This window comes from Dyadobacter sp. 3J3 (genome assembly GCF_009801115.1).
Lineage (GTDB): Bacteria > Bacteroidota > Bacteroidia > Cytophagales > Spirosomataceae > Dyadobacter.
Genome location: NZ_VTOL01000017.1, coordinates 29684 through 50819, shown reverse-complemented (window position 1 = coordinate 50819; position 21136 = coordinate 29684). Strand labels below are relative to the sequence as shown.

The window sequence follows — 21136 nt, the reverse complement described above, 5'->3', positions numbered from 1 at the left end:
TATTCCTGTTGAAATTGAAATGGTAGTAGAGGTCGAAAATTGATTTCAGAGTACTTTACTGAGTACTCTTTTTGCATTTCCACCAACCACTTTACGTACTTCGTCGTCTTTTAATCCTTTTGATTTTAAACCTTGTATCCATTCAGGAACCTGGGTGTAAGCTGAAAATACGGGTTTGAAATTTCCGTCCATATCCGTCCCCAAACCCACGTGGTCAATTCCGACGGCATCGATCAGCCTTAATGTATTGTCAAGAAATTCGTCAAAACTGGTATTGAAACCCGATGGCCAGGCGCCAATTACACCTCCGGTACGCGCCACAAGCTTGGCGTGCTCCACGGTAATGGCACGTTTGGCCATCGGACGATTATCTGCAGTTTGCAAAATGGAATGAGAAATAATGATGGGCGCATCTGTGATATCACAAACCGCTTTGGTAGTCGCCTCGGTCGCATGCGCCAGATCGATCAGCATTTTTAGCTTATTCATTTTTTTGACAACGTCCTTACCCGCCGCCGAAAGACCGTTATGCATCGCTTGCTCAGTTTGAAGATCGCCCAGTTCGTTGGTATGGTAATGAACAAGTTGCAGGGAACGGACGCCATCAGCATACATTTGATACAGATGTGATGCATTTCCTTCCAGAAAATCCCCACCTTCAACCGAAATAAAAGCAGCTGTTTTTTTACTTTTCAGAGCATCATTGAGATTGGAAGCTTTTGTAGCAAAAATTAAATCATTGGCTGATATCAGATCTTTAAGTATTCTAATCTGACGGTTATATTCCGCCCAGGCCTCATTGGGTTCATAAGAGCGTGAAGGCTTTACACCCGTCGGCCCGATTTCAATAACCTTTGCATCAGCAACCAAAGCAAAAAAAGCACCTGTCAATTTACCTTCTTTGATATCACCCAGCGTTTTTTTCAACATCCCGTCGCCTGGATACATTTTCGTTTCTTTGGCAAAAAATAGACCCGGATGGGCGTGAAAATCAAATGTCAGATATGGCTTATCATCTACGGAAAAATCAAGGCTGTTGAAAAACGGTGCGGCGGCAAGAAAACCGCTTGCTTTTTGCAGAAAATCTCTGCGGTTCACTTGATTACTTTCCATTAAAATTAGGGTTTATTAAAGATGATCAAAAACAGGAAGCTCTGATAGTCAGACAGATTCCATGAAAGACGTCAGCTTCAATATAAACAGGATTTCACTATTTTTCAAAAAATCCGATGCTACTTTCAGTGAAAGTTTTTCAAAATTTAAGCACCTGATGGAATAGTTGAAATCAGACAAAAACTTATCAGAATATAAACATATATAATGCTGTTGAGGCTACATTTCAATTCTTTTACACCAAATTGATTTCCAAAATAATTTCTCTGATTTCTAAAAAGCGCATGATGATTGATATAACTTAGCCGGTAGATTAGCTGCTAAAAACAATCTCCCCTGTTGCAATGAACAAAATAAAGATCTTTTCCGGCGTCCTTTTTTTTACGATTGCTATCACCGCACTGCTCTCCTGGAAGAGCAAAACGGAAAATATAAATAGTAAAACTCCAGCTAAACGCCCCAATATTATCGTCATCATGGCGGATGACATGGGATTTTCAGATGCAGGATGTTACGGCGGAGAAATCCAGACGCCCAATCTTGATTTTCTTGCGCAAAATGGAATTCGATACCGGCAGTTTTACAATACTTCCCGGTGCTGCCCTACCCGCGCTTCTTTGCTTACAGGTTTGTATAATCAGCAGGCCGGAATTGGGAAAATGACTGAGGCCGAAGATACGCCTGGTTATCAGGGGCACATTACCGATAACGCGGTAACAATAGCCGAAGTACTAAAATCAGCAGGTTACCACACGGCCATGTCCGGCAAATGGCATGTTTCCAATACGTTTTCTCAAAAAGATCCAAAGGAGCAGCTGGACTGGCTTAACCACCAAAAAGATTTCGGGCCATTTTCTCCGGTTGAGCAATACCCTACTGCCAAAGGTTTTGAGAAATTCTTTGGCACGATTTGGGGTGTGATTGATTTTTTCGATCCTTTCAGTCTGGTCAATTGTACGGAGCCTGTGAAATCGGTTCCAAAGGATTATTACCATACGGATGCTATTAATGACACCACGGTTTCTTATATCAAAGAATATGCAAAAGGCGACAAACCATTTTTTATTTATGTAGCACAAAATGCACCGCACTGGCCGCTGATGGCAAAGCCAAAAGATATTGCGAAATATAAAGAAACCTACAAAGTTGGCTGGGATGTAATTCGGGAAAAACGGTACAAAAAAATGATCAAACTAGGCCTGATTGATCCGGCAACAACAAAACTTCCGATTGATCCTATCGACGAACCAAAATGGGAAAACAATCCGGATAAAGATTGGGACGCTACCGCAATGGCCGTGCACGCCGCCATGATTGACAACATGGATCAGGGCATCGGTCGAATTATCAATGCCTTGAAACAAACCGGACAACTGGACAATACCCTTATATTATTCTTGTCCGACAATGGTGCCAGTGCTGAAAACTGTGCGAATTACGGCCCGGGTTTCGACCGCCCAAGTCAGACGCGGGATGGTAAAACAATTGTTTATGCTACAAAAAAACAGGCAGCTCCGGGCCCTCAAACTACCTATTCATCCATTGGTCCACGTTGGGCTCACGTTGCCAATACACCTTACCGCTACTGGAAAGAGCAATCTTTTGAAGGCGGAATACACACGCCACTGATTGTATTCTGGCCAAAAGGTATTACGATTAAAAAAGGAGGATTTAGTGATTTCACCGGTCATGTTATGGATTTTATGCTTACGTTCTGCGAACTGGCTGGCACAGAATATCCTTCAAGTTTTAACGGTAAAAAGATCACCCCATCTTCCGGTGAAAGTATGGCAGGTTCTTTTCAAAATAAAAATGAAAAAGGACACATACAGCTTTTCAATGAACATTTTGGAGCCAGATATATTCGCAGCGAAAACTGGAAACTGGTGTCATTTCCAAGAGATTCGAGCTGGCATTTATATGATTTAAGTAAGGACAAAACGGAAACCATTGATTTGGCCGCCAGTAATCCATCCAAGGTGCATCAGCTTGACAGTCTTTGGAACAGCTGGGCGAAAACCCATCAGGTATTTCCCAAACCCAGTCAGGCTAGTGCTAAATAATCCGACTGTACATTCTAAATCATGGAAGAATTTTTTCAGGAAATTGAGCAGTATTATACCTTGTCCGAAGCATGTAGAAATGAAATTGCTGGTCTTTTAAAGACCCGTTTTATTCAGAAAAATGAATTTTTGCTTCGGGCTGGGGAAATTCCAGTTTCCTATGCCTTTGTTTCCAAGGGACTTTTCTCCTATTACCTCACTTCAGAAAACGGAGATATTATCATCAAAAAGTTTTTTGCCGAAAATTCCCTGATCGCTTCCACATCTGCCCTAATAGAAAATACCCCGAGCCTTTTTAATATCTGTGCACTGGAAGACAGCACTGTTTTGACTTACAACAATATGGAGTATCGCTGTTTGATGCACAAGTATCCTGAACTTGCTTTTTTCCACATTGCCTATCTTGAGAAAAACTGGGTTGTCAAAAAAGAGCATCTGGAAATCAGTCTCAAATACGAAACGGCAGCAGCACGATATCGAAAATTTCGCGAGGAATATCTACAAATTGAAAGCCGGTTGAAATTACACCAAATCGCTTCTTTTCTGGGCATAACCCCTACCCAACTCAGCCGAATAAGAAAATCGGTGTAATGATTTCTTCTAAGTCTCAACATATGTAAATGTTCCCTGTCAAAGAGAAGTTGAACTTTGTTGCTCGAATTTCACTTTATCAGTTTCTCGTTTACATTAAGTTATGAATATTAAAAAAATTGAAGGTGCCGCATTAATTGCATTGGGTGCAGCAAGTTATGGAATACTGGCCACAATCGTCAAATTCGCAAATAATCAGGGAGTCCATACCAGTCTATTGATTTTTGCACAGTTTTTAATCGGGTTGCTTTTCTTGATTTGTTATTCCAAAATAAAAGGTGGCAGTGCGACCAAGACTAATAATAATGACAAAAAAGGCAAATTGAAATTATTACTTTTTGGCACTTCCCTGGGTATGACCAGTTGTTTTTATTATTTGTCGATACGCTACATTCCTGTGTCGGTTGGTATTATTTTACTAATGCAAACAATCTGGATGAGTATTGTCTGGGAAGCATTCTGGCAAAAAACTCCGGTCAGTTTGTCGAAAATCCTGGGTGCTATACTTATCGTTTCAGGAACAGTACTGGCGACAAATATTTTCAGCCAGAGTGTAGATTTAAACTGGAAAGGAATTATTCTAGGACTTTTGGCCGCCTGTTGTTACACCATTTCCATGCACGCTTCCAATCATGTTGCTTCAAATCTTGATAGTCATACAAGGAGCAAATACCTGATTGCCGGCGGAATGATGATAGTCCTGTTATTCTGGAATACAGATATACTGCAATATTTTAACTGGCTTCCTTTTCTAAAATGGGGTGTCGTACTTGCACTTTTTGGTACCATTTTACCGCCTTTATTGTTTACCAAAGGAATGCCGATGACTGGCATGGCACTCGGTGGGATAATAGCGGCGGTAGAAATTCCTATCTCCATTTTCTCGGCGCATGTGATTCTTGGAGAGGCCGTTTCCCTGGTACAATGGACAGGGGTAGCGTTAATACTTGGGTCAGTAATCGTTATCAATTTGAAAACTTTTTATGAACCCCAAATCCATAATGCAAAACTGGTAGATTCTCAAAAACTCTGATGATTTCAAAAAATAAGTTATTTTTCAAATACAAGAGATTCAGCTTTTGCGCCAAGTTCTTCCAGAGCTGATAAAATCGACGAAGTAAAAGCATCCGGACCGCATACGTAAAACGGTTGCGAGAAATCGCGGATATGCGTTTGAAGAAATTTCTTATCAATTCGACCTTGATAAAATCCTTCCGCTTGTTCAGATGAAATAAGGTTAAAGAATTGCTCACCCAATATTTCTTCAAATTCTTCCTTCAAAATAATATCGGAAACGGTTTTATTGGAGAAAAATAAACGGTTGCTACCAACTTTATTTTGCGAATACAAATGTCGGAAAATGGCTATGAAAGGAGTGATTCCGGCACCACCTGCCAGAAATACTCCTTCGCCCTGATATGATATTGCTCCCCAGGCATCACTGATTTCAAAATTATCACCAGGTTTTATTTGGGTCAACTGGTTGGTCACACCGTCATGATCCGTGTATGATTTTATTGTAAATTCAAGCGTTTCGCTCTCTGGTAATGAAGTAAATGTAAAAGGGCGCTTTTCTGCTTTCCAGTTTTCTTTCAAGATCGAAAGATCCGTGGCCTCACCTGGCGCATAAGTAAAACCTGCCGGTTTTTCTATCGTAAAAGCGTGAACGTTATGGGTTACATCTTTAACAGCAAGAACTTTAACCTGATAATCTGCCATAATTTTTGCATTAAAATTTTTTAAAAACAAATCGATTATACGCCCTTTAAACGAAATGTCGATAAGTTGTAAACATGAAGGCTATGAAATAAAAATTTCTAACTTACACCTTTAAAATACTAATAATCTGAAATGTAATAATCCGTTATTTAACCACTTCTAAAACCTTTTTCAATTCATCCACATGGTTTACCCGACTCACAACCATACCATTTGGATCAAGCAAAAAGTAAGTCGGGAACTCCACAATATTGTATTTGGTATTAACCTTACCACGATCTCCTTCCAGTTCTGAAACCTGTATCCATGTTGCATTTCCCTTTTTTATAGCCTTAGTCCATAGTTTTTTGTCATCGTTATATTCTGCCGCAACACCGATCATGACAAGCTTATCGGCATACTGCTCATGAATTTTTACCAAATCAGGAAAAGCGCCTATGCAGGGACTGCACCAATGCCCCCAAAAATCAAGAAGTACATATTTTCCTTGAAAAGATGACAAAGTAACTTTTTTGCCAGATGTATCTGCCAGCGTAAAATCGATGGCTTTTTTTCCTACAACGGGCTGGTTTTTAATTATGCTGATTCGTTTTTCTACTTCCTGACCATCAGAGCTTTTCTTCACTGACGGAGAAAAAGAAGCAAACAATTTTTCGAAAATATTAATATCATTGTCAGAATGATGAGTTTCCTGCTCTAGCAGATTCGCACTGGTTCGCGCATTTGGATATTTTGCAATAAAATCAAGGGTAGCTTTTCGTCTTTCTTCTATTGCTGCTTCAAAATCGGATCTGGATAAAGTACGCATCTTGTCAACATATGGCCAATTAATTGTCGTATTGTAGTTTGTTAAAATATTATTTTCAGTTCCGCCCTTTACAGTAAGTGCATATGGTTTTTCAATGAAACCAATAAGATCAATATCTCCACTTTCGTACCAAAAACGTGTTGATCTTGCTGGATTAATTGTAAGTCGAATCATACCATCGTCGGTAGGTTTAGGGAAATACACAAAATGATCATTTTTTGCATAAACAGTATCCATATGATCTTTCCCTTTTTGTGAATACCCAAAAACAATTGGTTTATCATTTACTCCTTTTATATATCCTGTCAATTTTGGCTTCTGCGCAGATGCGTTAAAAGCGATCAAGGCCATTGCGATAAAAAATACAATTTTATCGGCTGCTATTAATTTGTTCATTAGTTAAGAATGAGGTTTAGGATATAAGCTATTAAAAATAATCCTGGCTTGCAAATAGAGAAAGGGAAATAGATAATCATAGCTATTGAAATAAATTTAACCCCATTTTGTGCATCATGTTATATTTAGAAATATCACAAGATAAAATTCACCAAAACCATTAATTTTTCTTATCAAATTTAGTTTGAATTTTAACTATTCAATGCTTAACTTTAAGTATTATAAATGCGATTGTAAATCGTGTTGAAAAGTTTAAATCAGAAAAATTTAAACAAAAAAAATACATCCTAAATTCAAGTAAAATGAAAACGATACTGATTCCCGTCGATTTTTCAAATACTTCTTCCAACGCCTTGCAGTTTATCGCAGACCTGAATCAAGACATTGATATTGAGAAAATTATCTTACTTAAAACACATTACGTTTCCATTTATTCCAATATTATTCCTTCGGGCTACGGGCAGTCTAATGCCGAATACATTGTTCAGGAAAGAACAGAAACCGAAGAACAACTGACTTTAACCGCACAGCAATTGCTTAAACAGTGTAAACCCGGTGTGCAAATCGAAGTTGCCATTTGTGACCTGCCTATGTTGCGTGCAGTTCATGATATGATCAGAGACCAAATCCCAACTCTGCTGATTTTGGGAAGTGATGCAAATAACGAGGAAAGTCCGATTGGAGACTATTTGATCGAAATAGCGCAGATCAGTACAATTCCGGTTTTGATCATCCCGTCGGCTAGTAAATATAAAAAAGTGGAAAGAGTATTGGTACCCTGTGCCGCCGGAGCAATCTCTCAACTTCCAAGACTTAATCGTTTGCGCCAGATGCTGCCAAATCCTGAACTTGTGATTCTGAATGTGGATAATAAACATACCGGCGACGACGAAAATTACCAGGCGCAGATCAAGGAAATGCTGGGTGATTTCAGCTATACGGTTTATTATGCCCAGGAAAAAAATATTGCAAAAGGAATTCTGGATTTCGCATATGAAAGCAGGGATATTCAGCTTATCGTAGCCCTTCCCGGCCGGTACAGTTTTTTCTATAACCTTACCCACCAAAACATTACCGAAGCGATCACTTTAAATGCAAAAATTCCGGTATTGATTTTCAAGGAAAACTAAAAGATGAAACTGATTTCGGAACAATTAAAAAATTACGAATCTGAGTTATTGACCTCTTCATAATCACTCAGATTTGTACTTAAAAATGACGGAAGATCCTTTAAAAGAAACCAAGGCTATGATCGATGCAATTCTGAATATCAGGATTGCGATGAAACAATATGTCCAGCGGCGTATACGCGAAGACAAGCTGGATCTTACTTACGAAATGGTTCAGGTGCTGGCCGTGCTTTGGCGAAAAGGGGAAATTAACCAGCAGGAAATTGCAGACCACGTTCAAAAAAACAAAGCAAGTCTTACTTCGCTTCTGGATAATCTGGCCAAAAGAAATCTGATCATTCGAAACGAACATCCAGCTGACCGCCGAAATAAAATCATATCATTGACCGAATCCGGAAAGGAGTATGAAAAGCAGCTGAAACCTCTATTAAACGACTTTTATCAAGTTCTGACGAGAAATCTGCCCAGGCAGGAAATGAAGAAAATCACAGGTCAACTCAAAAATATGGAGGCTAATTTACTAATATGATCACGTTTTTAAGTTCTCTTTTTTTAATACGTTTCACAAATACCACAGACCGATTATGAAATTAATAAAGGATTAAAAACACGTTACATAACATTGCCTTAACATACATTCTATCTCTTTCTGTGACTTTTGTATTGTATAACAAAAACAATCAAACAGTTACGAATCATGAAGCTTTCAGTTTCTACCCTGCTATTTTTATTATTATTTGCAACGATCTCTCAGGCCCAGATCACAACCAGTGGAATAAGCGGCCTTGTTAATGACTCTAAAAAAGAAAGTTTAATTGGAGCAACGGTTCAGGCCACTTATGTGCCAACCGGAACTAAATATGCAACCGTTACAGATGTTGACGGACGTTTCCGCATCAACAGCATGAATGCTGGCGGTCCTTACCAGATCATGATTACTTATGTCGGATTTCAAACTGAAACTTTAACTGACATCGTTTTGCAACTTGGTGAAACGACAAATTTAAATGTGGTTTTGAAAGATGCAGGCCAGACATTGACCGAAGTAACGGTGACAGGTTCACGTGGCGGAGAGCGCGAAGGTGCGGGATCCGGCATAAATGCGGATCAAATTCGCCGCTTGCCTACAATTTCCCGCAGCATGACCGATATGACGAGAACTTCTCCTCAGGTGAACAATAACAACTCTTTTGCTGGTACCAATTTTCGTTATAATAACGTTACAGTGGACGGCGCGGTAAATAATGATGCGATTGGTTTCAGCCCTTCTTTGGGTGGTTCAACAGGTTCGACCGGACAACCGGGATCAAGTACACGTACCAACCCGATCAGTCTTGATGCGATTCAGGATATTCAGATCGCCGTTGCTCCTTTTGATGTAAGACTTGGTAACTTTTTAGGAGGTTCGGTAAACGCCGTGACACGCAGCGGAACAAATGAAGTAACTGGATCGGTATACGGATTTGGACGAAATTCATCGCTTGTTACCAAATGGAACGGAGCTTCTGATGCAAAAGAAAAATTGCCAAGTACTTTCCACGAATACCAAACAGGAGCGCGCGTAGGTCTTCCTTTGATAAAGGATAAGCTTTTCTTCTTTACAAATGAAGAAATCACAAACCGCCAGGATCCTGTTCAGTTTCAGGCCGGCACTGCTTCTTCTTTGATTAAAGATGTTGCGGTTGCACAACAGATCAGTGATTATGTAAAAACGAATTATGGTCTTGATGCTGGTTCTTTTGGTAATTATTCTATCAACTCGAAAAGTACTAAATTCTTCAACCGTATCGACTGGAACATCAACAGCAAACATCAGTTGTCGATCCGTAACAATACTGTATTTTCAGAAGCTACCAACCTGGAACGTGATTCACAAAACTTTCGCTTTGGAAGTATTGATTACAAACAACACAACAACCAAACAAGTACAGTTGCTGAATTAAAAAGCCAGTTTGGCGGACATTCTTCCAATAGTTTGATCGTAGGATATTCATCGATTCATGATTATCGCAACACGCTTTCCAACGTAAGAACATTCCCTCAGGTTGAAATCGGATATAACGGCGGAACTATTTTCCTGGGTAATGACCGCGAGGCATCGGTTTTCAATCTTAAACAAAAAACGTTTGAACTGACTGATAACTTTACCTTTTATGTAGGTAAAAACACATTCACAGTCGGTACGCACAACGAGTTTTACAACATCAACTACGGATTTGTAAACTCTCCGAATGGCCGTATTTCATATAGTAATTTGAATCAGTTTTTAGGAATTGGTACGCCAAACAATCAGTCACTGCCAAACCGTGTGAGAGGATCTTATCCATTCGCTGATCCAAGCAACAACCTTGATAATCAGTTTGATAATCCTTACGCACAATTCAAAGTTAACTTGTTGAGCGCTTATATTCAGGATGATATCCAGCTTACAGACAACTTTAAGATCACTCCGGGCATTCGTCTGGATTATTCAGGATTGCCTACAAAACCAACTTTGAGTCCTTTGGTAACAGGAGCGGCTACGGATCCTGGCTACGGCGGAACGTATTCTTACACGCCTTTGAAAGAGATAAATAACAAATATCTGAACAACGTACAAGTTTCTCCTCGTTTGGGGTTCAAATTTGATATCAAAGGAGATAAGAGCATTATTCTTCGTGGTGGAACGGGTCTGTTTACAGGTCGTATTCCTTTTGCCTGGTTGGGGTATGCATTCTATAACAACGGTGTTGGTTATGGCGCTTATGATTTTAACAACAATGCAACGGCAGCAACCAAACTTGTGGGTGACCCATTGGTACCAAATGGTGGTGTGCTGATCAACAACAACCCGGCAAACGGAGGCGTAAAACGTACGCAAGTTGACTTAATCGACAATAATTTCAAAATGCCGCAAATGTTTAGAAGTAACCTGGCGGTTGATTATACGCTTGACGGCTACAAGTTCACTGTGGAAGCTTTGTACACAAAAGTAATCCAGGACCTTAAATTTCAGCAGGTTAACACAAAAGATGCGGTACGTTATTACAGCTACGATACAGATCATCAGCAGCCGATTTATGTTGCAGCAAACGGATCAGCCGGAGCGCAGCGTATCGATAATAACTTTGCAAATGCATACATGCTTTCAAACACAAAACAAGGGTATCGTTACAGTTTGACAGGACAAATTCAGAAGAATTTCTCAACAGGTTTTGGTTTCTCGGCAGCCTATACGTACGGAAAATCATATGATATCACAAACGGTATCAGAAACTCGATGGAATCCAACTGGCAGCTGAATCAGTCATTGAATCCTAACAATCCAAAGCTTGCTTACTCAAACTTTGACGTTCGCAGCCGCATTGTTGGAACAGTGAACTACCGCAAAATGTGGAACCCGAAAAACGCAACTACGGTAAGTTTATTCTATTCTTTCCAGTCAGGTACGCCTTTCTCATGGGGTTTTGTCAATACAACGGTTGACGGAACAGGTCAGGCAAACAGCTTGGCTTACATTCCAAAAGATTTGGCAGAAGCGCAAAAACTATTGCCAACAGGAACACAAGCTGCTGATTTCATGGCATTTGTTGATTCAAAATCATACCTGAAAGACCAGAAAGGAAACTTTACAGAAAGAAACGGTGGACGTACGCCTTGGAACAATACAATGGATTTACGTTTCATGCATGAATTTAAGATCAAAGGTCCTAAGTCAATTCAGGTTACTTATGACATTCTTAATTTCCTGAATCTGGTTGACAAAAAATTAGGTTATTCTTATTTCTCTCCAAATACATTTAACTCAACCGCTTCCATTGGATTGACACGCGCGACAAACCCAACAACGGGTGATCCAACATTTACATGGACAAAACCAGGTGCACCTTACTCGATTGATCCGCTAGGATCACGTTGCCAGATGCAGATTGGTGCGAGATATTCTTTCTAACAATTGACACAAAAAGAAAAACCGCAGGGCTTTTAAGCCTTGCGGTTTTTTTATGAGATTTCGGTTTCAGTATTAGACCTTTTAAGTTAAAAGTTGATACGATTATTTTAAAATTTCCTTCGGCAGCAACTCTTCCTTGATCTCTCCTTTTTCAAGAGATACAAAATAAGCGTTGCTTTGCTGATCAAGCGCTACTACCTTTTTCACCTGATTATCTTCAAAATAAATACCGGCTTTGTCATCAACAGCATATCCGGCTTTGTATTCTCCACTTTTAATTTTGGCCCAGTAAAGTGGCTTCCGCGGAGCTTCGGCATGATAATGCGGACAGTGACTGGTCTTTATAAATCCTAATCCCTCCACTTTTGTCAATTCCGTTGGACGGGAATCTGTTGTTCCATGTTCAAACCAGCAAAGAGAACCGGCACTTCCACCGCCGAGAACAATACCCTTTTCCCAGGCCTTTTTTAATACTTCATCAATTTTTTGAGCTTGCCAGATTACCATCATATTCAGCGTATTTCCTCCGCCGACAACAATTGCATCCATTCCTAAAAGCACCGTTTCAAACGACTCTTTCTGAGTATAAGACGAAATAAATAAATGCTGGACATAAGGACGGATCGGTAAATCTGCACAGGATTCGTACCAACGTGTAATGGTGACCAGAGAATCGCCGGTCGCGGTTGGCAAAAAACAGATCTTTGGATTTTCTTTTCCCGTCAGTCCGGCAATGTACATGATGAACTTTCTATCCATCGATCCTCCTGTAATAAAAATTTTCTTTTTCAACTCTTTCAATTCATTATTGGGTTGGGCTAACGCACTATTTGCCGTTAAAGCAGTTACAGCACCCAGCTGCACAAATTTTCGTCTGTTCATCATTTTTAACAGGAGTTAGTGGTCGTCGTTTTAGTAAAATATTTGAAAATAATAATGTCTCAACAAGATACATTGATAAAGTTAAAATAAAACCAAATCGCAATAGCCGACAAACTACGATACCCTAGCCATCAGTGCCAAGCTGACGAAAAATTTTGAAGAATATTTTTCTTTTTCCAACTCTTTTATATCCTAATTCGCTAAGGTGGGATATTTAAAAAGCAAGTCTGGATTCTTAGCTTGTTTTAGCAAAAAATCTGCCACATCTTCTCTTGATATTTTTCCAATTTTGATATCCGCATCAAGTTTGGTTTTAACCTGATATTTTCCTGTCCGTTTTCCGTTGGTCAGCATACCTGGCCGGATAATTTCCCATTTTAAACTACTTTTCGCCAGCAGTTTTTCCATCAACGTTTTATCTTGATACTGATCTTTCAGAAAAAACCTGATCACCAGTTTCATAAAAAGATTCAGGTAATTTTTGCTCTCTCCTGCCCCAAATCCTGGATACTTTCCTGTTGATTTTTCACTTATCAAAAGTAGAAAAATTATGATGATCATTAATATCAAAACAGGTATAACATTATTTGATGTTTAATCTATTTAAATCTGGAACCATAGCAAGTAAAAGTCGTGAGGTTGTACTTTTGATAGTAAAAATTAATTGCTGCGTATAGCTCAAATTTCGTCTTGTTAAATTAAATTTCTCCTTCCTGTAAATTCATGAAAAAACGTTACCAGGTTCTCTTTGCGCTTTCACTTCTTTCTGTCATTACTTTTCTGGATCGAATTGCAATTAGTGTCGCCAGTCCCAAAATCATGACAGATCTGGGACTTAGTAAAGAGCAACTAGGCTGGATTCTGGGTATTTTCGCATTGGCTTATGGCGGATTTGAAATTCCAACCGGTTTAATGGGCGACCGCCTTGGTGCCAAAAAAGTACTGATACGGGTCGTATTATGGTGGTCGGCTTTTACTGTACTAACCGGCTTTGCCACAGGTTTCGGGATGTTGGTGATAACACGTTTTCTTTTTGGAATTGGAGAAGCCGGTGCGTATCCTAATTCTTCTATTGTACTTTCCAAATGGTTTCCAGCTATTGAAAGAGCACGCGGACAAGCCTGGATATGGTCGGCCAGCCGTGTTGGCGGCGCGTTGACTCCTTTTTTGGTTATACCTATTCAAAATCATTTCGGATGGCGCGGTAGTTTTTTCTTCCTTGGGATTCTGGGTTTGTTGTGGGTTATTTTCTGGAAATTCTGGTTCAAAGAAGAGCCTTCTGAAATGAAAGGCATCAGTGAACAGGAATTGACTAACATTCTCAGCAAGCGAAATCTGCCGCAGGGAAATCATAAATTTTCGTGGGCGATTTTTAAAAATACCAATTTACAGCTTCTGATGGCCATGTACTTTTGCTATGCTTCCGGAGCGTTTTTCTTTCAGGCCTGGCTGCCGACTTATCTGCAAAAAGGCCGCGGACTCGACGATCAGCAAATGTCTTTTATAACGTCCTTCTCATTTGTTTTAGGCGCAATTGGTTGTCTTTCCGGTGGTTTTGTTTGTGATTTTCTGGTCAAAAAGATTGGTCCGAGATGGGGCCGCGCGGCTGTGGCACTAACTGGATTGGGACTTTCCGGAATATTGATGATGATATCCGTTTTTGTCAATGACAATACTGTCGCAACCATCCTTTTATCCGCAGGACTTGGGCTAATGGATTTTACAATTCCGGCATCCTGGTCAACGGCCATGGATATTGGAGGCAAAAATGCGGGAACCATCACCGGTGCAATGAATACAGCCGGACTTTTTGGAAGCACTTTAAATACCATTGGCTTCGGATATCTAGTGACTGCTTTTGGCAACAATTACCACGCCCCGGTTGTGCTTCTTGCCATTCTTTTAGTCATTGGCGCATTACTTTGGCTTAAAATTGATGCTACAAAGCGGATTAATTTTGAGGTTTTGGTGGAAAATTCTTGATTTTCGAATTGACGATGGCCTGATAGTGATGAATCCTAAATCATTCAGGTCTTTCACACTTTCGTCACAATAAATGGCGAAGAATTAGTGTGCATTTACCGTTTGTATTAAATCGAAAGTCTTTCTTAAGAAAATTTCTATTTTTATGAAAAAACCTTCTAAAAATGTCATTTGTAGAATCAAATCCAACTGCGCCGGTGAATCCATCCGGAAGCAAAATCCTTTATATTGACCACCTTAAAGTATTGCTCACCGGACTGGTCGTTTTACACCATGCGTGTGTGACTTACGCCGGTCCGGGCTCCTGGTATTATTCCGAAAAGACCCAAATCGCTGCTGTAAAAATTCCAGTTACGATGCTTGTAGCAACCAATCAGGCATTTTTTATGGGATTTTTCTTTTTTCTTTCCGCACTTTTTATTCCGGCTTCACTTATTAAAAAAGGTACAGCAGTTTTTATAAAAGACAGACTTAAAAGACTTGGCATACCATTACTTTTTTACTCGTTTATCCTTTCCCCGGTGATGAATTATCTGGTTTATTATTACGCCGGAGCGCATCATATCACATTCATACAGTTTTTGAGTGGTTATGACAACTGGATCAGTTTTGGCGTGATGTGGTTTGTTGTCGCACTTTTGTTATTCACCTTCCTATATATCTTATCAATGGAGGCAAACAAGTCAAAGCCAATTATCCGGAAAGCACCGTCAGTTAGCAGTATTTTACTTTTTGCAGGCGGTCTGGGTTTCGTAAGTTTTCTGGTAAGAATCGTATTTCCTGTGGGCTGGGTTTTAGATCCTTTCGGATTTCAGCTTGGGCATTTCCCACAATACATTGCTCTGTTCTGTTGGGGAATTGTTTGTTTTAACAGCAACTGGCTGGACCAGATTAATTCCCGCTATAAAAAATCCGGCATTATCGTGCTCTGCCTGATCCTTTTTGGGTTTCCAATAATTTATGCCGTCAGGGTTATATTTAACACTCCTATCGAATGGTACAGCGGCGGCGCGCATTTTCAATCTTTATTGTATGCTGTTTGGGAACAACTTACCGGATTTAGTATCATAACTTTTCTAATTTACATAGGTAAAAATAATTGGAACAAACCATCTGTATTTTTCGCAAAGTTATCACGTTGTGCTTTCGCAGTTTATATTTTCCATCCGTTCGTTCTTATCTGTTTGTCACTTTTACTAAGAACCTGGCCGGTAGATCCGGCTGTAAAACTTTTAATTGTTGCACCATCCGGTGTTTTACTAAGTTTTCTGCTGGGTCACCTGATCGTTCAGATTCCCGGAGTTAAGAAAATTCTTTGATTATTGCAGAAGTTAAGTTTCCTCCTTTCTATTCATCAGATAAAATATGAGACGCCAACTTACCCTTTTTTTATCTGATCAAAACAAGGAAATTGAAGAAATACGAGCAAAATTCAATCCCGTACAATTTGAGCTCATAGCCGCTCATGTTACGTTGTGCCGGGAAACTGAGATTGAAGAGTTGGATAAGATCATTACAAATATCAAATCAATTTCCTGTATCAAATCTTTGCAGATTATATTTCAACCTGTGGAAAGATTTGAAAAGGGAAAAGGAGTGCTACTTCCTGCCAAAATTGGAAACGATGATTTTTACAATCTAAGGAAAGAAATATTAAAAGGTACCAAGGTATTCAACAAAGATTATCTCCCGCACATCACGTTAATGCACCCAAGAAATTCGACATGCAGCGATTTGATTTTTGATCAAATAACGAAATACAAATTACCGTCTATAGTAGGTTTTAATACCATAAGTTTAATCGAACAAGCGGATGGCGGAAAGTGGATTATAATAAGGGAATTTCCGATATATATAAATTGAGCATTTGAAAAACAGGGAATGTTATTCGTGTTGAGGTTTGTTGACTGCGATCAATTTTCAATAAACGTCCCAGTCCAATTTAAAACTTTAAATAACATAAGCTATCAAATAGTTTTGAGTTTCAAAAAAATCATAAACAAAATAATTGTTAGCATAATATTTTGTTTATAAAAAAGACGGCTGTAAATTTACAACTGTAAAAATAAAAAAGTAAAATTAATGACTTATATCAGTGCACAACCACAATTAGCGAGCTCATGGGATGACATTTGTTATCCTGTAAATCCGGTGTGGCTGGCGGATCTTTTGCCAGAATATGATATTATGGCCACGGATCGTCAGCAACTTATTGTTGGACAACCTGATCGCGGACGTAAAACTATTTTCGGAATACAGAGTGCTGACTATTCCATTATTCCAAACGCAGCGATCCGTGATGTAGTTAACGAATTGCTTGATGATTATACGCTTCAAATCAAACACACGACCACAGGGGAATTTAGTATCAGCATTATTTTGCCCGAGGAATTATCGATTGGTGGAGAAAAGCTTCATAAAAGCCTGATTTTGACGAATAGTTATAATGGAAAAACACCATTCAGTGTGCAAGGACAAACACTGACTTCCGTAGCGGATCACAACACTTTGCCGGGCAGCAGTATGTTTCGGACAGTTTGCCAGAATGGATTGGTTGGCTGGGCTGATCCGTTTTTGAAGGTCTCAGCGTATCAGCAATGGCTGAAACAATGGTCGGCGGGAAAAGAAAAAGCGCGGACAGCAAATATTCCGAAAGGTAAAAATCTTTCAGCACAGCCGGGCTCAGAAATTCGGAAAATTCATCATGGAAAGCTTACAATTGACATTTTCCAGGAGCGATTACGTGCGATGCTCGCCTATCATATAAAGCTAAAACCAACGTTAACCGCCGATATTTATGAACATTTCCATAATACGGCTATAAAAAAAGCAGATGAGGGATTGCTAAAAACATTACCAATTCCGGTTCAACTTGCAAAACAGGCGCAAGAAAGGCTTAGGTTGGAAGAGCGGATTTTGAGTTCCGATCCCTCCTACTGGCTCATGTATAATGCGGTAAATTATGCTTTATTCACGGCCCGGAGCAGTCTGACGCTTAATGACCGATACAAATTGGATGAGCGTGTTTTTCACCATTTGGCGGCCCGTTCTTATGCTTAGGTATGGGATTTTAAGTGGTTTTTTGTTGACAAGTATTATCAGCACAAAAATTCAGTACGTGTAAAATTCATTAAAATATGCATTCAGCCAGCTTACGCCCGGTTTCAGGAATTCAATCATTATTTCTGAATGGAAGTAGTTCCAATTTGAAAGAAAAGCATTTCGTAAAGGAACTTTTCGCAGCGCTCCCTAATGAAGATCTGGAATTATATGCCAGTTTTATCGGGGAAATAATTAGTAATCCGGATCAAGAAAAATATATTTCCGATTTCAGAAAAATAGCAGTTCAGGGTGTTGAATTAAATGAAACCAATAAACAACGATTTGTGCGTACCATGCAGCGTGTTACGCGATTACACGAAGGAATTTCTCGTAGAGACCGAAATTTCATACAGGAATTTTGGGCTCAAATTCGCAGACTTTAAGCATTAGTGAAGCAAGGACGTAGCGGGCTCAAACCCTATTTAATATTGTTAAATAAAAACTTTCTGGTAGAGAAATTATGGTAATTGAATCAGAAAAATACAGTTACAGAATTACACGATATCATGATTTTCAGATGGAGAGTGTCCATCTTGAAAATCAGGTACCGTTCCATAGCTTTGTTGCAAAAACCTACTACATTTCCAATTTCAAGGACTTCAACACGATTGCCCCGAATCTGCTTTAATGCGAGATATCGGGGTCAATTCCCCGGATCTGGGGAAACTAATTCCAGGCTAAACTTTTAAGAATGGGTCAATCTGCCCATTTTCTACTATTCACAGGTTTCCGCACCGGAAACCTGTATTAAGGCATTCCAAAGTTTCAGATACTGCCTTTGATTTAAACCGATATCAAGATGAATAATAAAAAGAATCATGTAATACTGAGCGAAGATGATTTTCGACTGTTAAAACAATTTACAGAAACTTTTCCATCCAATACCAGTGGCAATGAAATGACCTTGTCTTATGAATTAAACCGCGCTATTGTAGTTGAAAATAACGAGCTACCGGAAGATAGCATCCGGTTGAATTCGATCGTAAAAGTGAAGGAACTTATCACGAATAAGGAGTTGGAATTCTCAATCGTTATGCCAGCTTTTGCAGATATAAACCAGCAGAAAATATCTGTATTGACACCCATGGGCGCCGCTTTAATTGGCCTTTGCAAAGGTGAAAAAGTGGAATGGAAAATGCCGGCAGGAATGAAAAAATTCGAGATTCTGGACGTAAAACAGGTTACAATTTAAATATTTTCACACGTTGAAAAGTAACAATATTTTGCTCCTTTCAACCTGCGAAATGTAATTGTCATATAAAAATGAAAAAAATAAGACTTCGTGATTCGGATAGATTGACAACATCTGAAATTATCATTATCGTCATCTGGACGCTAATGATAACTATGTTCTTTATTATTTTATAATTTGCTTTAATACTCGCCGAAAAAGCATGATAACCTTATCAGCCTATGCCGATAAGGTTATTTGAAATTTTTTAGTACCTTATTGTAGTTGTCGAAAAGGTTCTCAGTATTATTACAACATGGCAGTTTATGAAATGTTGAATTTTCATTTACCCAATTTTGATACTACTTCCTGCAAATTAATTTGCATTACTTTTTGTCCGTCTGGCGTGCTGAAATCCTGGAAAAGCTCGGTTACAGCTGCATTTGCAGATAATACTTTTGCACCAATTTGTCTGAAATAATCAAAAGAAGTTACATCAGCGATTTGGCTCATGCTTCCGCTTGCATCGGCAATCACAATTACATTGTAGCCTAATTCAACCGCAGAAGTTACTGTGTGCAGGAGACAAATGTCAGTTGTTAAACCGCAAATAATAAGATTATTTCTCTTCAGATTTTTTACTGCTGTTTTAAAATTAGGATCAATAAAACAGTTTAAAGTCCCTCCTCTTTTAATTCTCGCTGCAAATTGTTTTGGTGCAGCCTGTTGAATACCCTCCCAGGTCAGGCCTACCTGTTCTTCCATTGTAGTGGTGATAAGCAATGGTACATTCACTTCCGCCCCAACACGTGCAAGCATCCTTAAATTATTTTCTACTGTTTTTTTATCCTGACTGTAAATCCAGTCCATTGTCATTTTTTGATGATCAACCAAAAGGATGGCGGAATTTTGAGGTGTAAATTGATTAGGAAGGTTTATTTTTTGTCCGAAACCCGCCACCGAAACCATTGTTGTTGCTGCCATGAGCATTATTTGAAATACTTTTTCCATTATTTTATTTTAGTTTATGATGATACAAATGTAGCGAGCTAACCTATTGATAAAACAAGTGTTACCGACAGGTAAGTAGTTACCAAAAAGTAAGTGCAAAATGGAAAGTAACTTCATGAACGTACAACCAGAAAAAAGAGCTGATTAACAATATAAAAGAGGCCGCAATTGAAGTTCAAAACAAAACTTCAGCTAATTTTGTCAATATAATACGTTTAAGGTCATTGCTTTATAATCAACCAAATTAGCCAGCCATAAATGACAACCCAAGTTCTCGTAGTTCTTGCATTAACATTTATAATTAACTTAATAACAACACTTTCATATTCTGTTCGGATTGTTGGAATCCGAACCGGGCGCATAGCAATTTCGTTCGCGCTGTTTAATATTCTTGTACTGATTTCCAGAACGGCCAACGGTTTCCAGGCTCCTCTTCTCGCAAAAACCGTGGAAAACGATATAAAAAACGGAGTCGCTGGTCATGAATTTGTATTCCGGTTAATCATTATTTCCTGCACGCTGGCCACACTTTTCGGCGCATTTCTAATTCCGACATTTCAAAGAATATTATCAAAAGCGGTATTAAATTTCAGCATGCATAAATCAATGCCAAAACTGATCATGCATGCTTTTTCCAAAGCAGGAATACTTTACCTAAAAGATAATATCAGCATACCAGCCAAAACTAACATTACGCAAATCAAACTAGAAGCCTTTCCCTGGAAAATTTTTATTTTCAACATTGTCGCTGTTGCCATTTTAACAATTGGCGTTCTATCAGCTGTATACGCTTCTTACTTAAATCCAGAATACAGAACGACAGCTAGCAATCTATCTGCCTTTGTAAACGGATTTGCAACCATACTGATGTTTGCAGTCATAGATCCTCATTTATCTGTAATGACAGACGACGTTACACTCGGAAAATGCTCCGAACCTACATTCAGAAAATACGTAGTGTACATGACCATAGCACGACTTATCGGTACAATTGCGGCGCAAATTATTTTCCTGCCCTGCGCGCAGCTTTTAGCCTGGACAGCAAGTAAAATTTGATAATTAACACTTACGCCCTTATCCCTTGTTTTCCTCGAATGCTCCGGTGTTGAAACACCCAGCGTTTCTAATAGTGCTTACTGCTATTCCTCAAAATTTAAGTTCATGCCAACCCAGTTACAAACAGTTAAGTGAAATTATTCTAGTTTTCAAACTACGAAATAGATCTTTCCAATAAGT

General features: G+C 39.1%; 19 protein-coding genes. 13 read left to right on the top strand and 6 right to left on the bottom strand.

Translation table 11 applies throughout. The features are described from left to right. Window positions 1–45 precede the first annotated feature (45 nt). The gene (locus FZF08_RS27110; RefSeq protein WP_159476399.1) at window positions 46–1113 is read right to left on the bottom strand and encodes a dipeptidase; all 1068 of its coding nucleotides are present in this window, start codon (window positions 1111–1113) and stop codon (window positions 46–48) included. A 344-nt stretch (window positions 1114–1457) separates the two neighbouring features. On the opposite strand from FZF08_RS27110, the gene FZF08_RS27105 reads away from it, so the two are divergent. From FZF08_RS27105 to FZF08_RS27095, 3 genes are all read left to right on the top strand, one after another. After that, on the top strand, window positions 1458–3176 hold the full coding sequence (locus FZF08_RS27105; protein WP_159476396.1) for an arylsulfatase: 1719 nt from the start codon (window positions 1458–1460) through the stop codon (window positions 3174–3176). 21 nt (window positions 3177–3197) lie between these two features. Next, window positions 3198–3767: a Crp/Fnr family transcriptional regulator gene (locus tag FZF08_RS27100; RefSeq protein ID WP_159476393.1), complete on the top strand. Its 570-nt coding sequence runs from the start codon at window positions 3198–3200 to the stop codon at window positions 3765–3767. Between the two features lie 103 nt (window positions 3768–3870). Beyond that, entirely contained in the window at window positions 3871–4800 is a 930-nt protein-coding gene (locus tag FZF08_RS27095; RefSeq protein WP_159476390.1) for a DMT family transporter, read from the top strand. Between the two features lie 17 nt (window positions 4801–4817). Here the strand turns inward: FZF08_RS27095 and FZF08_RS27090 are convergent, their stop codons facing one another. Together FZF08_RS27090 and FZF08_RS27085 are read right to left on the bottom strand one after the other, a co-directional pair. Then, window positions 4818–5486 (bottom strand): FAD-binding oxidoreductase, encoded by a 669-nt coding sequence (locus tag FZF08_RS27090; protein ID WP_159476387.1) that lies wholly within the window; start codon window positions 5484–5486, stop codon window positions 4818–4820. Between the two features lie 145 nt (window positions 5487–5631). Then, window positions 5632–6690 (bottom strand): TlpA disulfide reductase family protein, encoded by a 1059-nt coding sequence (locus FZF08_RS27085; RefSeq protein ID WP_159476384.1) that lies wholly within the window; start codon window positions 6688–6690, stop codon window positions 5632–5634. Between the two features lie 302 nt (window positions 6691–6992). Between FZF08_RS27085 and FZF08_RS27080 the strand changes: the two genes are divergently transcribed. From FZF08_RS27080 to FZF08_RS27070, 3 genes are all read left to right on the top strand, one after another. Then, window positions 6993–7820, top strand: a complete 828-nt coding sequence (locus FZF08_RS27080) for a universal stress protein (protein WP_159476381.1) — start codon at window positions 6993–6995, stop codon at window positions 7818–7820. An 85-nt stretch (window positions 7821–7905) separates the two neighbouring features. Then, window positions 7906–8349 (top strand): MarR family winged helix-turn-helix transcriptional regulator, encoded by a 444-nt coding sequence (locus tag FZF08_RS27075; RefSeq protein WP_159476378.1) that lies wholly within the window; start codon window positions 7906–7908, stop codon window positions 8347–8349. A gap of 168 nt (window positions 8350–8517) precedes the next feature. Continuing rightward, window positions 8518–11751, top strand: coding sequence for a TonB-dependent receptor (locus FZF08_RS27070; RefSeq protein WP_159476375.1), 3234 nt, complete (start codon window positions 8518–8520; stop codon window positions 11749–11751). A 102-nt stretch (window positions 11752–11853) separates the two neighbouring features. On the opposite strand, the gene FZF08_RS27065 is transcribed toward FZF08_RS27070, so the two are convergent. Both FZF08_RS27065 and FZF08_RS27060 read right to left on the bottom strand, forming a co-directional pair. Next, entirely contained in the window at window positions 11854–12636 is a 783-nt protein-coding gene (locus FZF08_RS27065; protein ID WP_200837178.1) for a peptidase E, read from the bottom strand. A 189-nt stretch (window positions 12637–12825) separates the two neighbouring features. After that, a complete protein-coding gene (locus tag FZF08_RS27060) occupies window positions 12826–13194 on the bottom strand; it encodes an NAD(P)-dependent oxidoreductase (RefSeq protein ID WP_159476372.1) in 369 nt (122 codons plus the stop codon). 162 nt (window positions 13195–13356) lie between these two features. Between FZF08_RS27060 and FZF08_RS27055 the strand changes: the two genes are divergently transcribed. The 6 genes from FZF08_RS27055 (at window position 13357) to FZF08_RS27030 (ending at window position 18910) form a co-directional block, all read left to right on the top strand. Then, complete coding sequence (locus FZF08_RS27055; RefSeq protein WP_159476369.1) at window positions 13357–14616, top strand: MFS transporter; 1260 nt, start codon at window positions 13357–13359, stop codon at window positions 14614–14616. 164 nt (window positions 14617–14780) lie between these two features. Next, on the top strand, window positions 14781–15935 hold the full coding sequence (locus FZF08_RS27050; protein WP_159476366.1) for an acyltransferase: 1155 nt from the start codon (window positions 14781–14783) through the stop codon (window positions 15933–15935). 46 nt (window positions 15936–15981) lie between these two features. Continuing rightward, window positions 15982–16479: a 2'-5' RNA ligase family protein gene (locus FZF08_RS27045; RefSeq protein ID WP_159476363.1), complete on the top strand. Its 498-nt coding sequence runs from the start codon at window positions 15982–15984 to the stop codon at window positions 16477–16479. A gap of 219 nt (window positions 16480–16698) precedes the next feature. After that, on the top strand, window positions 16699–17676 hold the full coding sequence (locus tag FZF08_RS27040; RefSeq protein ID WP_159476360.1) for a hypothetical protein: 978 nt from the start codon (window positions 16699–16701) through the stop codon (window positions 17674–17676). 77 nt (window positions 17677–17753) lie between these two features. Beyond that, on the top strand, window positions 17754–18101 hold the full coding sequence (locus tag FZF08_RS27035; RefSeq protein ID WP_159476357.1) for a hypothetical protein: 348 nt from the start codon (window positions 17754–17756) through the stop codon (window positions 18099–18101). Window positions 18102–18517: 416 nt separating this feature from the next. After that, a complete protein-coding gene (locus tag FZF08_RS27030; RefSeq protein ID WP_159476354.1) occupies window positions 18518–18910 on the top strand; it encodes a GreA/GreB family elongation factor in 393 nt (130 codons plus the stop codon). A gap of 321 nt (window positions 18911–19231) precedes the next feature. On the opposite strand, the gene FZF08_RS27025 is transcribed toward FZF08_RS27030, so the two are convergent. Then, window positions 19232–19900 carry an isochorismatase family protein gene (locus FZF08_RS27025; RefSeq protein ID WP_159476351.1) on the bottom strand — a complete coding sequence of 223 codons (669 nt, stop codon included), beginning with the start codon at window positions 19898–19900 and terminating at the stop codon, window positions 19232–19234. A 258-nt stretch (window positions 19901–20158) separates the two neighbouring features. Between FZF08_RS27025 and FZF08_RS27020 the strand changes: the two genes are divergently transcribed. Continuing rightward, complete coding sequence (locus FZF08_RS27020; protein WP_159476348.1) at window positions 20159–20956, top strand: lipid II flippase Amj family protein; 798 nt, start codon at window positions 20159–20161, stop codon at window positions 20954–20956. The last annotated feature ends 180 nt before the right edge of the window (window positions 20957–21136 follow it).

Excerpts from the sequence above, each read along its gene's own strand:
- FZF08_RS27110 (WP_159476399.1), bottom strand. The coding sequence starts at position 1,113 with ATGGAAAGTAATCAAGTGAACCGCAGAGATTTTCTGCAAAAAGCAAGC.
- FZF08_RS27105 (WP_159476396.1), top strand. The coding sequence starts at position 1,458 with ATGAACAAAATAAAGATCTTTTCCGGCGTCCTTTTTTTTACGATTGCT.
- FZF08_RS27100 (WP_159476393.1), top strand. The coding sequence starts at position 3,198 with ATGGAAGAATTTTTTCAGGAAATTGAGCAGTATTATACCTTGTCCGAA.
- FZF08_RS27095 (WP_159476390.1), top strand. The coding sequence starts at position 3,871 with ATGAATATTAAAAAAATTGAAGGTGCCGCATTAATTGCATTGGGTGCA.
- FZF08_RS27090 (WP_159476387.1), bottom strand. The coding sequence starts at position 5,486 with ATGGCAGATTATCAGGTTAAAGTTCTTGCTGTTAAAGATGTAACCCAT.
- FZF08_RS27085 (WP_159476384.1), bottom strand. The coding sequence starts at position 6,690 with ATGAACAAATTAATAGCAGCCGATAAAATTGTATTTTTTATCGCAATG.
- FZF08_RS27080 (WP_159476381.1), top strand. The coding sequence starts at position 6,993 with ATGAAAACGATACTGATTCCCGTCGATTTTTCAAATACTTCTTCCAAC.
- FZF08_RS27075 (WP_159476378.1), top strand. The coding sequence starts at position 7,906 with ATGACGGAAGATCCTTTAAAAGAAACCAAGGCTATGATCGATGCAATT.
- FZF08_RS27070 (WP_159476375.1), top strand. The coding sequence starts at position 8,518 with ATGAAGCTTTCAGTTTCTACCCTGCTATTTTTATTATTATTTGCAACG.
- FZF08_RS27065 (WP_200837178.1), bottom strand. The coding sequence starts at position 12,636 with ATGATGAACAGACGAAAATTTGTGCAGCTGGGTGCTGTAACTGCTTTA.
- FZF08_RS27060 (WP_159476372.1), bottom strand. The coding sequence starts at position 13,194 with ATGATCATCATAATTTTTCTACTTTTGATAAGTGAAAAATCAACAGGA.
- FZF08_RS27055 (WP_159476369.1), top strand. The coding sequence starts at position 13,357 with ATGAAAAAACGTTACCAGGTTCTCTTTGCGCTTTCACTTCTTTCTGTC.
- FZF08_RS27050 (WP_159476366.1), top strand. The coding sequence starts at position 14,781 with ATGTCATTTGTAGAATCAAATCCAACTGCGCCGGTGAATCCATCCGGA.
- FZF08_RS27045 (WP_159476363.1), top strand. The coding sequence starts at position 15,982 with ATGAGACGCCAACTTACCCTTTTTTTATCTGATCAAAACAAGGAAATT.
- FZF08_RS27040 (WP_159476360.1), top strand. The coding sequence starts at position 16,699 with ATGACTTATATCAGTGCACAACCACAATTAGCGAGCTCATGGGATGAC.
- FZF08_RS27035 (WP_159476357.1), top strand. The coding sequence starts at position 17,754 with ATGCATTCAGCCAGCTTACGCCCGGTTTCAGGAATTCAATCATTATTT.
- FZF08_RS27030 (WP_159476354.1), top strand. The coding sequence starts at position 18,518 with ATGAATAATAAAAAGAATCATGTAATACTGAGCGAAGATGATTTTCGA.
- FZF08_RS27025 (WP_159476351.1), bottom strand. The coding sequence starts at position 19,900 with ATGGAAAAAGTATTTCAAATAATGCTCATGGCAGCAACAACAATGGTT.
- FZF08_RS27020 (WP_159476348.1), top strand. The coding sequence starts at position 20,159 with ATGACAACCCAAGTTCTCGTAGTTCTTGCATTAACATTTATAATTAAC.